This window comes from Micromonospora kangleipakensis, assembly GCF_004217615.1.
In the GTDB taxonomy this organism is placed as follows: domain Bacteria; phylum Actinomycetota; class Actinomycetes; order Mycobacteriales; family Micromonosporaceae; genus Micromonospora; species Micromonospora kangleipakensis.
The window spans coordinates 1843111-1855428 of sequence record NZ_SHLD01000001.1 but is presented as its reverse complement, the minus strand read 5'-3'; the positions used below and the strand labels follow the sequence as shown (position 1 = coordinate 1855428).

Sequence of the window (12318 nt, the reverse complement as noted above, 5' to 3'; positions counted from 1 at the left end):
ACTGAGCGTAACGGAGCGCGGCGGGCCCGTCCCGGCTCAGCCGGGCAGGCGGGGCATGAAGGTCGTGGCGTCGCCGCCGGCCGGCGCCGGCGGCTCGCCGCCGGGCTGCTGCCCGCCGGCCGGACCGCCGTAGACGTTGCCGGTGGGGCGGGGCGCCGGCGTACCGCCGTAGCCGCCGGGGGTTGCTGGCTGCTGCCCGTACACCTGGCCGCTCGGGGTGCCGTAGGTGGTGCCGCCGGAGCTGCGCGGCAGCGGAACCTCCTGGTAGCCGGCGGGCTGGTCGACCTGCTCCGCGCGGTTGCGGCGGACCAGCAGCACGATGAGGGCGATGCCGACGAGCACCAGCGCGATGCCGAAGAACATGATCGGGGAACCTCCGGAGGAGTTGTCGGCGGCGCTGCTCTGCCCGGCGGCCGGATCGAGCGCGGCGGCCGCGGCGCTCGGCGGCTCGGTCGGCTCGGCGCTCGGCGTCGGGCTGGGGCTCGGCGAGGGCTTCCGCGACGGCGTCGGGGAGGGCGCGGCCGCTGCCGCACCCACCACCCTGGACGAGTCCGAGGCGCGGCCGAGCAGCCGGCCGACCGCGTTCGTCGCCTCGCCCACGACGGTCAACCGACCGCCGGGCGCGCCGGCCAGGAAGGCGACCCGGTAACGGACCGTGATGCTCTTGCCCTTGCAGAGGGTCGGGTTGGCCGGCGAGGTACGGGCCGTGGCCACCGTGCCGCCACCACCCCCGACACCCACCGCCTGCCACTGCCCACCGATGTTCGCCTGCACCTGGACCTGGTCGGCCTGGATGCCGTCGAGTCGCAGCCCCAGCCCGGTCCGCAGCAGGACGCACCCGTCGGTGCGCTTGCGCACCTCGACCGCCACCGTGCCGGGCGATCCACCGACGGTGAAGCGGTCCGCCGAACGCACCTCCACCCGGTCGCCCTCGGCGAACGCCGGGGACGCCCCGACGGTCACCAGGCCACCCAGCAGCGCGCCCACCGTGGCCAGCCGCACCGCGTGCCGCCGAACCGACATGTCCACCTCACCGTTCCTCGCCCCGGCGGGGCCCCGCGGGTCAGGTTACTACCGGGCCAGGGTGGCGCCTGCTCATTGAGCGCCCCGGATGTGCGCGGCGCCACCCTGCCCCTCGGCCCGGTCCGGTCAGGTCGAGGCGGCGGCGAGGGCGTCGCGGCAGAGCCGGTCGGCCGTCCGGGTGGTCTCCGGCAGCCGGTAGCGCGGGGTCAGCGCCAGCACCCGGTCGACGGCGTTCGCCAGGCTCATCCGGTGGCCGACGCTGACGAAGACCGGCTTCACCCCGTCCCGGGTACGCAGCACCCGGCCGACCACCTCGCCGCCGTCCCGCAGCGGCGTCCAGGCGCCCCGACGTGGACCCGGCTCGTCCCATTCGCCGACCAGCGGCGTCTTGCCCACCCCGATCGCGGGCAGGCCGGTGACCACGCCGAGATGACAGGCCAGCCCGAACCGGCGCGGGTGGGCCAGCCCGTGCCCGTCGCAGACCAGCAGGTCAGGCCGGACGGGCAGCCGGTCCAGGGCGTCGAGCAGCGCGGGCAGCTCGCGGAAGGCGAAGAGCCCGGGCACGTACCCGAAGGCGGGCCGGCCGACGCTGACCGCCGAATCCACCACGGCCAACGTCCGGGCGTCCAGCACCGTGACGGCCGCCGCGAGCCGGTCGCCGCTCTCCGCGTACGCGACGTCGAGGCCGGCGACCGTCGCGGGCGCGGTCGGTCCCGGCCCGGCCAGGTCGGCCAGCGGCCGCAACTCCTCCTGTACGCGCAACGCCTCCGCGACGCTGCCGGGCGGCACGTACGGCACGCGGCCGGTCGTCACGGCCGCTCGGTGTCCCGGCGACCGGCGGCCAGGAGTGGTGTTTGGCACTCAGGCGGGGAGGAGGTCACCGCGGGCCTCGTCGACCCAGCGCAGGACGCCGTGCGCGCCGGCGGCCTCGGCGACCGCGGCGGCCTCGTCGATGAGGGCGAGCGCCTGCTCGGGTTGGTCGGCCTCGGCGGCGAGGTAGCCGAGCCCGACCAGGTTCGCGGCGACCCCGGCCTGGAAACCGATCTCCCGGCGCAGCCGGGTGGACTCCTCCATCAGCTGCCGGGCCCCGTCGAGCCGGCCGGCGGCCTGCTCGGTGAAGGCCAGATGCCGCAGCACGTACGACAGGGTCATCTTGTCGCCGGCCTCGGTCGCCAGCTCGCGGGCACGAGTGAAGGCCGGGGCCGCGGTGTCGTTGTCGCCGCGGATGACCTGGTGGAGGCAGCCCACCCAGAACAGCGCCTCGCCCTCCCCGCGCCCGTCGCCGAGCGCCCGGTACAGCTCGGCGGCCCGCTCGAATAGCCCCAGCTCGCGCGGGTCCTCGCCCTCTTCCTCCAGGAAGCGCGCGTGCAGCACCCGCCCGCGGGCGAGCGCGAGATCCGCCTCCACCGCGTCGAGCGTCCGCTCGGCGACGGCCAGCGCGGCACCGTCGCCGGCGAACACCGCGTTCTCGTAGAGCTCCCTGGCCCGCTCGATCCGGTCCTCGACGCCCATGCCCGCTCCCTGTCCTCGTCGGTTACTGACCCACTCGCCCGTCGATGCGCTCACGCAGCAGATCGGCGTGACCGCAGTGCCGGGCGTACTCCTCGATCATGTGCAGCAGCAGCTCACGCAGCGAGATCTCCTCCCCGTCCGACATCCGCGCCCGGACACCGAGATCCGCCGTCGCGGCGACCAACTCGTCGGCGAACGCGATCTCGGCCCGCCAGCTCCGCCACGCCTCCTCGACCACCGCCGGGTCCCCCACCGCGTCGTCGAACGCGCCGTCGCGCTCACCCTCCGGCGAGTAGAGCTTGGGCACGTCCTGGCCGGCCATCACCCGCCGGAACCAGCTCCGCTCGACCTCGGCGAGGTGCCGCACCAGGCCGAGGAGTGACATCTTCGACGGCCGTACGGACCGCCGGGCGAGCTGCTCGGCGTCGAGGTCGGCACACTTCAGTTCGAGGGTCAGCCGATAGTCGCGGAGGTACCCGACGAGCATCGACCGTTCATCGTGGTAGCCGCCCTCGGAGCGCGGATCGTCCTCCGGGCGGACGAACATGTTCGACCAGGCGAACTGGGGAGCGGGCTGGTCGGTCTCGGTGGTGGTACGCGCGTCAGACATGCCCGGACCCTCGCCGACGCTCCACCCTCCCGCAACGCATATACCCACGTACCTGATCACTCGACGGCGAGGCCGCGGTATCCACCGACGCTGCACCCTCAGGACCGATCGCCATCTGCCGGGCCCTCCCGTGTGAAGACCGACCGAATCGACACTTCGTCGGGCAGGGGAACTCCACCGGTCATGCCGGGAACCAGCCGGTCCGCCGTCTGGCGGTCGACCTCGTCGTACCTATCGAAGTTGCGATGGTCATCGAGAAAGCGGGCGGCAAGCCCTGGGTTGTAGGTCCACGCCCGGTGGCGGTGATCCCACACCATCGCATGTCCGTTCGTGGCGTCCACCACGAAGAGTCCCGCCGGTTCGCCGCGCTGGTCAGTGCGGTAGAGCACGTAATACGTCAACATTGGCTTCCCCCAGCCGACCGTAAATCTCCTGTGGGATTGGGAAGTCCTTCGCGGTGAGCCCGTACCCGCGAACGACGTCAGCGAAGGTACGCCCTTCCGCCCGGAGCTCCGTCAGATACTGCTGCCACACGGCGCCGTTCACCGAAATCCACTTGGCGAACGTCGCGTCCTTGGCCGGGAAGCGCAGCGACAGCTCCCATGGAACGTCGTCCGGCGTTCCGTGCGCGCGATTGATCGCCAGCATCCGCAGGAAGGCCTCGACGCGCTGCGACGGCGACTCGTCGAGGCGACGAAGGCGTTCGTAGGAGTGGTGGGTCTCGAGCCACGCAGCCCGAGAGGCCTCGCTGTGCAGTTGCAGCTCGAAGAGCTGGCCGCCCGGGGACCTGACCGTGCAGTTGAAACCGTAAAAGCGATTACCGGCGCGCCAGAAGTTCTTGCAGTCGACGTCCCGTACCGCGAAGCCGGCCGCACTGAGCTCCGCCAGCACACCTTCGACCGCCGCCTGGTACCGGTCGCCCCCGGGCGCGACGAACGCGAACCGCAACACGTCGTTGACCTGCCGTCCGAAGTCCTCGACCGGGACACCCACCGCGGCAGCCTCGTCCAGGAACTTGCGGGCCAGAGACGCCCGGCTCTTGACCCGGAACTCCTGGTCCCGAAGCTCAACAGGTCGCTCCAGCTGCAACCTGGCCGTCACCCGGTGCCCGATCGCGGTCAGCTCGCTCTGCACGCTGTCCGCCGCCGCCTCCGCACGCTCGACCAGGCCGTCGAGCGTCGACATCTCGCCCGGCGACAAGCTGTCCCGTAGGTGTGCGAACCCGTCAGCAGCCGCCGAGCCGGGAGGGATCGGGTCCTGCGCCCGGCTGGCGGAGGCATCCGCCTCCCAGAGCAGGTGGACGTGGTTGAAGTCCGGCACGTCGTCGACCGCGTCGCGCGGGGTCGGTGGTGGCACCGGTGGTCGCGACGGATCAGGTCGCGGCGGCGGGTCGGGCAGGACGCTGAACTCGCCGGGTGGTCGGCCGGCCAGCGGCATCGGACGACCGTCCCGGTCCAGGACCAGCGCGTCAATCCCGACCACGTTCACCAGGCCCACGGCACCGTCGTGCGTGTAGAGCGGGCGATCCCAGACGTGCCCGTTCTGCGGGTCGAGGTAGAGCACGGTGCCGTTCTGATTCAGTGCCACCCACGCATGCGAACCGCCGCCCTCCCAACTGGTGATGAGGAAGGCGTAACTGCCGTGCCCACCCAGGAGCAGATGCTCGTGGAGGTCGCGATAGCCGCTCTCGACCGCCTGCCTTGCCCCGAAGCCGGTCGCCGCGTCGGTCTCCCCGCACAGCTTCTGGAACCGGCCTCCGGTGACCTCCTCAACGCGTCGAGGGCCGTCCGCCTCACCGCCGACCGGGCGGCGGACGTCCCCCTCCAGATAGCCGTCGAAGGTACGTGGCGCGGAGACCCTGGGCCGGCCGTGCAGCCACGTGTCGTAGAGCGACAGGGTGCAGTCGAGGCAGTTGAGGCCCCGGGTGGCGTCGGCCTGCGGGCCGCCGTCGTTCGCGAGCTGGAACCAACCGCCGTACCGTGGGTCGGCGGTCCGCACGACGCTGCCATCCGGGTTGCGCGGCATTTGCCGTTCGAGGTCGGTCTGATGCAACGCGAGCGGCGGGCGCAGCCCACCCCGGACGCCGAATCGGCGGGAGCGGTCGATCGGCGGCGGATCGTCGTCTCCGGTCAGTGCCGACCGGTCGGGCGTCTCGACCGCACCGGGTGCGAGGTCGGCGACGTCGTCGTTGATCCGGTAGAAGTCCGCGTCGTCCTCGACCGTCAAGTGCGCGGGCACGACGGACCCGTTCAGCACCGTCTCCGCCATCTCCAGCGACTGGTGATAGAGACGCTCCCTGAGCCGCGCCTCTCCCCGGTGCTGATCCGCCATGTAGTGGTGACCCGATGACATCAACTCACGCGCCTGCCTGATGAGCCAGCGCGCGGCCTCATAGTGCTGGTCGGCAGCCTCGCGAAGCTCCTTGGCCAAATCGTGGCGCCGCTTGTCCTCGAACCACGCCCGCTGCGCCTCGAAGTAGCCCTGGTAGCGGCGTCTATCCAGGCCTTCGCGGTCGGCAGCGCGTTGAGCGACGAACTGCTCCGGCGTACGCGGGCGGGGCGGCAGCGGGTTGAACGGCCCCGGGAAAGCCGGAGAGGCGTCGTCCGTGTGCCGGGGTGGTCCGGGTGCCAACGCCTCCAGCATCGGAAATCGCGGTGATGGCGACGGCGACTGCTGCGGGACAGGCGGACCGGCGTCACGGCCTGACACGGCCGGGGCGGGCGTGGCGACGTGGGTTGGTCGCGACGCGGAGGTCGGCACGGCCGGCGTTGTCAAGGTGCCGACCGGGGAGCGGCCGGCCGTGGTGTTGCTGCCGCCGGTGCGAGGTGGCTCAGTGCCCACCGGCACGGCTCCGCCCGCCACCGGCTGTGACGCTGGTCCCGGCACCCCTGTGGACGGGAGGGCGACGGCGACGGGTGCCCGGTTCGGGCCCGCCAACGGCTCTGCCGTCACCGCGGATCGCAGCGGAGTGCTGTCGACACTCGTCCGCGGGTGCGCCGGGTCCGCATCAACGGACGCCGGGACCGTAGAAGCCAGGCCCGGGTCGACGGCGGCCGACGAGAGGGTCGGCGTCATCCCCGCCTCCGCCGTGACGGACGAGTGCGGGACCGCGACCGGCTCCACGGCGACCGAGGCGGACGCGACCAACGCCGGATGCGAAACAGCAGGGGCCGAAGCGCCCAGGACGGCGTGCCCGTCGACCGAAGGCGTCCCGACCATCGCGGCAGCGACCGGTCCGGAGCGCTGGTTCGGCACCTGCGACGAAACCGCTTCGCTCCCCGGGCCGGCACCGGCCGTCGGTGTCGCGGCGGCGGGTCGAACCGCGCTCTGACCGAGGGTGTCCAGCCCTGGCGAGTCCGGGCCGGGCGCGAGGGCAGCCGTACCGGTGAGGTCCGTCGGCGGCAGGCTCGTGCCGGCGAGGGCGGTCATCCGCCCGTCGAGCCGGTGCTGCAGCGCCCTGTCCGCCTGGCTGGTCGTCGCGCCACCGCCGCCGGCGACGGCCGCCCGCGTTAGGTCCTCCAGCGAGGCCCCCTGCCCGGTGACCAGGCCGGCGGCACCCTCGGCGAGGGTCTCGCCGGTCATCTCCCGACCGAAGTGCTCGCCGATCTCGGCGAACCGCCCGTTGGCGTGCCGGCCCAGGCCGGCTAGCGGCGCCACCGTGCCACCGGCGAAGCCACCGGCCGCCGACATACCGACATCGGCGACGTCCAGGCCGTGCCGACGACCGGTCGAGTTCTGGTACGCCTGGGCGGCGAGGCTGACCCCGGCCTCCTGTCCCGCCTCGACGAGCCCACCGAGCGCGGCCCGACGGGCGAAGCCGCGTACGCCGCTCTTGACGACCTCCTTCGCGGCCCGCTCGCTGGCCTCCTTGAGGCCCTCCTTCAGGGCCTTGCGGGCGAGCTGCGCCATGAGCCGCTTGAAGATCTGCTGCACCACCATCCTGGTGGTGGTGATCGCCACGCCGGCCGCTGGCGAGGCTGCGCCGACGGTGAGCACCGTCACGACCGCCAGCGAGAGCAGCTCGACGACCAGGATGCCCAGCTCTATCCAGACTTCGAGCTTGGCGCCCTCGATGTCGCAGCCGCACGACTCGACCAGCTGCCCGAGCTCGCCGGTGACCGCGAGTAGGACGGGCAAAGGCGCCTCGTCCCCCTCGGCCACCCGCCGCCACACGGTGTCAAAGGCCTCGGCCACCGCGCCGATGCCGCCGTAGCCGCTGCGCACCTCGGACGCCGCCGAGGTCGCGTCGTCGCGCGGTCCGGCCAGAACGGCGGCAACCCCGTACCACTGATCGGCGAGGTCCCAGACGGCGCGCTCGTTTCCCTCGGGCCATTCCACCCCGACGACCCAGTCCAGGGCCTCGTAGATCCAGCCGGGCAGGTCCCAGGGGCAGTAGTCGAGCGGGTGCGGGATCGGGCTGGGCAGCAGGCTCACGCGCGGATCCTCCGGAGGTCAGCGCCGGTGCCGCTGCGGGAACTGGTGCTGATCGGGGATGCGGTCGAGCTGGCGAGCGGTGGCCTCGTCGTTCTCCACGGTCGCGGCGACGGATCGGGCCACGTCGGCGCCGAGCCCCTCCAGGGAGCGACCGACCATCTCCCAGGCACGCAGCAGCGTCTCCTCGTAGCGGCGGTACTGCTTCTCGAACGCCGCGCCGATGTCGTCCCGACCCCAGGGCCGCTCGGCGCTCGCGTCCGCGATCGCGCCACCGGCCTGTCGCCGGGAGGCGCTGACCGCCTCGCCCGCGAGCGTCAGGTCCGCTCCGCCGCGCCGGGCGCGGTCAGGGTCGAGCCAGAGCTGTCCGTCGGTCACGGCGGTCACTCTGCAGACCGGAGGACGGTGTCGGCGCGGCTCAGCAGGGCAGTGAAATCGTTGGTACGGAGGAACTCCACCGACGGCGAGCCGGCCGGCAGATAGCCGGCGACCAGGTCCTGGGTCGCGGTGACGGCTGCGGCGGAGGCCCGGTGGATCGTCGTGGTGATCTTCCGACTCAACGCCCTGGCATCGCGGTCGTGAAAGACCGAGGGCTCGACCTCCACACTGATCAGTTCGCCCCGCGCGCCGACAATCGCGATCACCTGCCCGTCGTCGGAGCGCTCGGTCACCCGTAACTCGGCGAGCTTGACCTGAAGCTCGTCCAATCCGGACCGAATTCGCTGGTACTGGCCGTACACCTCGTCGAACCGCGCCCGTAGCGCGCGGTTGACGTCCCGGTCCACACTCTCGGTCAACGCCGCCCCTCTCCGTCACGGTCGGTAGGGCAGACCATACCGGGTGCCACGGAATCCGTGGGGTCCGGTAATTTCAGGCCGTGATCGAGCGTCAGCAAGCCGAGCAACTGGCCGCCGTGTGGGCGCAGCGGGACTCCGAACGACTGGGGTTTCCGTGCACGCCGGTGGTCGAGGAGTTCGATCTGGGCTACCTCATCACCTCGCAGGTCGCCACCGAGGCGCGCGCGCTCCCCGGCGACCTGCCGACGACCATCGTCGACAAGCAGACCGGGGATGTCTCCACCTGGCCGCGACTGCCGTTCCCCGCCGTCGAGCAGATGTACCGGCAACGTCGGCCGCCCGAGCCCCGCGCTCCCCGAACGGTGGACCCGGCCAGCCAGCTGCTCCGCGAGATAACCCGACTGCCCACGCCGGGCGCCGCCGCCCACCTCACCCTCGACGGTCGCGTCCACCGGGCCTTCGGCGCCAAGGGCGAGGTCGAGCTGCACCACCACCCGCTGGTCCGGGCGTACCTCGACGAGCTGCCACCCGGGCACCTGGTACGCGGCGGCGAGCGGCACGCCGAGATGATCGTCGTCTCTGACGTCCTGCATGAGTACGACCATCAGCGCGTTGCCGACGGTCTTTCCCAGGCCACCCTCGAAGAGGCGAAGACCTTGCTGGGCGCTGCCCGAGTCGAGGTCTTCCGCATCCGTGAGTCCAACGATCCGGCAGGTGGACCCGCCCAACTCCCCTGCGACTCGTGCATCAACTTCCTGGTGCATTTCAACGCGCTGCCCTGGTCGGACCTCGCGTATACCAGCGAGTGGCGTCCGGCGCCGCAGTCAGTCATGGACCCGGAGCGCTTCCCCGGCGAAGTCGGACAGGCGCTGATGGACGCGGGCTGGGAAGTAAGCATGTTCAATGCGGCGCTGGCGGCTGGTGCCATCGCGGAAACATGCGCGATCACCGGGCGGCATCACCGTCACGTGCCTTTTCCCGCGGCAGAGGAGGCTTTGAAGGCCTTTCCCACCATCCTGAGCCGCCGGCGTGGGCCCGGCCAGGAGGTATGGATCAACCGGTTCACGACCAATCCTCTGCGCAGCGCACACAGCGCCGACACGTTGGCCGACTTCGGGGCCGTCCTCGGCGTGCGGCTCTTCCCGCTGGGAAGCGAGCGCGGTGACAGCATCATCGCCGTCGACGAGCACGGCCGGATCTTCGCGCTCGACCAGGCCGGCGAATGGTTCCTTGGCCCGGACATCGACGCCGCCCTGACCACCCTGCTGCTCGGCCGGGCTCCCACCCTGGTACGCGACGACGGGACCTGGTGAGCCCCGGCCGCGAGGGCGACCGGGGCCGGACCAAAACGATCCGACTCAGGTGACCCGGCGGAGGTCTATCCAGAACGTCAGGTCGTGCGGCTGGTAGTCGACCACGTCGCTGGTGATCTCGTCGTCGCTCACGATGGCGTAAAACGTTCTCCTTCGGCCGCCGGCCGAGCCGATCCTGCACGCGACGGTCTCCGATTCGAACCCGCTCGCCGGATCGGCGCCGGATGCCGCCGAGCCACCCGAGCCGGTGATGCCCGCCACCGCGAGCACGGCGACCGTCCCAGCAGCCGGCGGGGCCGTGGGTGCGGCCTCCCGCGTGCCGAACGAGCCAGCCGCAGCTGGAGCGGGTCGAGGGACTCACTCCGTGCGTTGTTCGTGCTGTGCCCACGGCACCTTCGGTGAAGGATTGGGTGAGGCGGAGTCGAAAATTCTCGATCCGGCCACGGCTGTGATCCGCACTAGCTGAGGACGACCTGCTCGTCTCCGAAGTCCGCGACGATCTGCAGCTTGCCACCGAGGCCAGCCACGTATCGCGCGATGGTTCCGAACTCAGTGGTCGACAGCTCACCCTTCTCGATGGCCGAGACCCGAGCCTGGGAGACCTCCATCCGGCCGGCCAGCTCGGTCTGGCTCACGCCATGACGTTCGCGCACCTCCTTGAGGCGCTCGGCGCGTATCTCTCCGAGCATCCGCTCGGTGTGCTCGGCGACCTTGGCCTCATCCAGGTTCATGCGGGAGCGAGTATCCCGCCAACTGGGTGCCATCAGCGTTCCCCCTTCAACTTCCGCAGGTGTTCGGCGAACAGCTTGTCGGCCTCAAGGATGTTGGTCTCGTACCAGCCCTTCCAGTTGCCAGCCTTGTTCCCGGCGACCAACAGGATGGCCGCCCGGTTCGGATCGAAAGCAAACAAGATACGTATCTCGGTACTTCCCGACGAGCCCGGTCGGAGTTCCTTCATGTTCTTGTAGTCCGAACCCTTGACGCGGTCCACCAACGGCCGCCCCAAGGTCGGGCCCTCACGGGCAAGGATGTCAATGGCAGCCGCCACCTGGTTGGCGGTCTCACACACCCGAATTATAGCGCTTCTACAACGCCTGTGTTGTAGAACTTTCGAACCGGCTCTGCGCTGAGGGCAGGAGGATCACTACAACTCCACCCCGGTCAGGACCATGACGCGCGGCTCGGTGTAGTCGTCCATCGCGCTGCGCAGCCCCTCCCGTCCGACCCCGCTCCCCTTCACCCCGCCGTACGGCATCTGGTCGGCCCGGTACGACGGCACGTCCCCCACGATCACCCCGCCGACCTCCAGGCTGCGCGCGGCGGCGAACGCGGTCTGAAGGTTGTGCGTGAACACCCCCGCCTGCAACCCGTACGCGGAGTCGTTGACCGCGGCGAAGGCGGCCTGGTCGCTCCCGACCGGCCCGACCACCAGCACCGGCCCGAACACCTCCTCGGTGCACACCTTCGCGTCCGCCGGTACCCCGGAGAGCACGGTCGGCGGATAGGTCGCGCCCTCCCGCCGGCCACCCACCTCGATGGTGGCTCCGGCGGCAACGGCCTCGTCGACCCACGCCTCGACCCGCTCGGCGGCTTCGAGTGACACCAGCGGCCCGACGTCCGTCAGCGGATTCGACGGGTCGCCCGTCCGCAGCGCCTCCACCGAGGCGATCAGCCTCGGCAGGAAGCCGTCGTAGAGCCACTCGTGCACGTACACCCGCTGCACCGCGATGCAGGACTGCCCGGCCTGGTAGTTGGAGAAGGTCGCGATCCGGTGCGCGGCGAAGGTCAGGTCCTCGTCGGAGTTCCAGTCCTCGCAGATCACCGCCGCCGCGTTGCCGCCCAGCTCCAGGGTCACGTGCTTCTCCGGCGCCTGCCGGCGGATGGCTGCGCCGACCGGTCCCGAGCCGGTGAACGACACCACCGGCAGCCGCGGGTCGGCGACCAGTTCGGCGGCGCGCTCGTTGGGCAGCGGCAGCACCGAGAACATCCCCTCGGGCAGCTCGGTCTCGGCCAGGATCTCGCCGAGCAGCAGCGCCGAGAGCGGGGTGGCCGGGGCGGGCTTGACGATGATCGGGGCGCCGACCGCGATGGCCGGGGCGACCTTGTGCGCCACCAGGTTGAGCGGGAAGTTGAACGGCGCGATGCCCAGCACCGGCCCCTTCGGCACCCGCCGGACCAGGGCGATCCGCCCGGTGGCCGCCGGGTCGGTGTCGAGGCGTTGCAGCTCGCCGGAGAAGCGCCGGGCCTCCTCGGCCGCCCACCGGAACGTGGACACCGCGCGCCCGACCTCGGCCTTCGCCCACTTGACCGGCTTGCCGTTCTCGGCCGTGATCAGCGCCGCGACCTCGTCGGCCCGTTCGGCGAGCCGGCGGGAGACGTGGTCCAGGGCCGCCGCGCGGACGTGCGCGGGCAGGGCCGCGGCCTGCGCCGCCACCCCGGCCGCTGCCGCGACGGCGGCTTCGACCTGGTCGGCCGTGGCGAGCGTGGTACGCCCCACCGTCCGGCCGTCGTAGGGGTGGGTGACGGTCAGCTCGCCCTCGCCGTGAGCGGGGCGGCCGGCGACGAAGAAGGCTCTCGGCTCCACACCTCGGCAGCGTAGACGACGCAGGCCCGCGCGGAAACAGTTGCTCAA

13 protein-coding genes are annotated in these 12318 nt (G+C 71.7%); 1 reads left to right on the top strand and 12 read right to left on the bottom strand.

What is annotated here, in order from left to right; genetic code table 11:
- Window positions 1–36: 36 nt before the first annotated feature.
- The 8 genes from EV384_RS09030 to EV384_RS08995 form a co-directional block, all read right to left on the bottom strand.
- Window positions 37–1023, bottom strand: a complete 987-nt coding sequence (locus tag EV384_RS09030; protein ID WP_130331923.1) for a hypothetical protein — start codon at window positions 1021–1023, stop codon at window positions 37–39.
- A gap of 126 nt (window positions 1024–1149) precedes the next feature.
- Window positions 1150–1836, bottom strand: a complete 687-nt coding sequence (gene nfi, locus EV384_RS09025; protein WP_130331921.1) for a deoxyribonuclease V — start codon at window positions 1834–1836, stop codon at window positions 1150–1152.
- Between the two features lie 48 nt (window positions 1837–1884).
- The gene (locus tag EV384_RS09020; protein ID WP_130331919.1) at window positions 1885–2535 is read right to left on the bottom strand and encodes a tetratricopeptide repeat protein; all 651 of its coding nucleotides are present in this window, start codon (window positions 2533–2535) and stop codon (window positions 1885–1887) included.
- A gap of 22 nt (window positions 2536–2557) precedes the next feature.
- Window positions 2558–3145, bottom strand: coding sequence for a DinB family protein (locus tag EV384_RS09015; protein ID WP_130331917.1), 588 nt, complete (start codon window positions 3143–3145; stop codon window positions 2558–2560).
- Between the two features lie 98 nt (window positions 3146–3243).
- Complete coding sequence (locus EV384_RS09010) at window positions 3244–3546, bottom strand: hypothetical protein (RefSeq protein ID WP_130331915.1); 303 nt, start codon at window positions 3544–3546, stop codon at window positions 3244–3246.
- On the bottom strand, window positions 3518–7579 hold the full coding sequence (locus EV384_RS09005; RefSeq protein ID WP_130331913.1) for a toxin glutamine deamidase domain-containing protein: 4062 nt from the start codon (window positions 7577–7579) through the stop codon (window positions 3518–3520). The genes EV384_RS09010 and EV384_RS09005 overlap by 29 nt, the downstream gene beginning before the upstream one ends.
- An 18-nt stretch (window positions 7580–7597) precedes the next feature.
- Window positions 7598–7954: a hypothetical protein gene (locus tag EV384_RS09000; protein ID WP_130331911.1), complete on the bottom strand. Its 357-nt coding sequence runs from the start codon at window positions 7952–7954 to the stop codon at window positions 7598–7600.
- Window positions 7955–7959: 5 nt separating this feature from the next.
- Window positions 7960–8373 (bottom strand): YbaB/EbfC family nucleoid-associated protein, encoded by a 414-nt coding sequence (locus EV384_RS08995; protein WP_130331909.1) that lies wholly within the window; start codon window positions 8371–8373, stop codon window positions 7960–7962.
- A gap of 80 nt (window positions 8374–8453) precedes the next feature.
- On the opposite strand from EV384_RS08995, the gene EV384_RS08990 reads away from it, so the two are divergent.
- Window positions 8454–9686 carry an SUKH-3 domain-containing protein gene (locus tag EV384_RS08990; RefSeq protein ID WP_130331907.1) on the top strand — a complete coding sequence of 411 codons (1233 nt, stop codon included), beginning with the start codon at window positions 8454–8456 and terminating at the stop codon, window positions 9684–9686.
- Window positions 9687–9731: 45 nt separating this feature from the next.
- Here the strand turns inward: EV384_RS08990 and EV384_RS08985 are convergent, their stop codons facing one another.
- From EV384_RS08985 to EV384_RS08970, 4 genes are all read right to left on the bottom strand, one after another.
- Entirely contained in the window at window positions 9732–9956 is a 225-nt protein-coding gene (locus EV384_RS08985) for a hypothetical protein (protein WP_130331905.1), read from the bottom strand.
- Between the two features lie 188 nt (window positions 9957–10144).
- Window positions 10145–10417, bottom strand: coding sequence for a helix-turn-helix domain-containing protein (locus EV384_RS08980; RefSeq protein ID WP_207232270.1), 273 nt, complete (start codon window positions 10415–10417; stop codon window positions 10145–10147).
- Between the two features lie 32 nt (window positions 10418–10449).
- Entirely contained in the window at window positions 10450–10755 is a 306-nt protein-coding gene (locus EV384_RS08975; protein ID WP_242623989.1) for a type II toxin-antitoxin system RelE/ParE family toxin, read from the bottom strand.
- A gap of 75 nt (window positions 10756–10830) precedes the next feature.
- Entirely contained in the window at window positions 10831–12270 is a 1440-nt protein-coding gene (locus EV384_RS08970; protein WP_130331899.1) for an aldehyde dehydrogenase family protein, read from the bottom strand.
- Window positions 12271–12318: the final 48 nt, after the last annotated feature.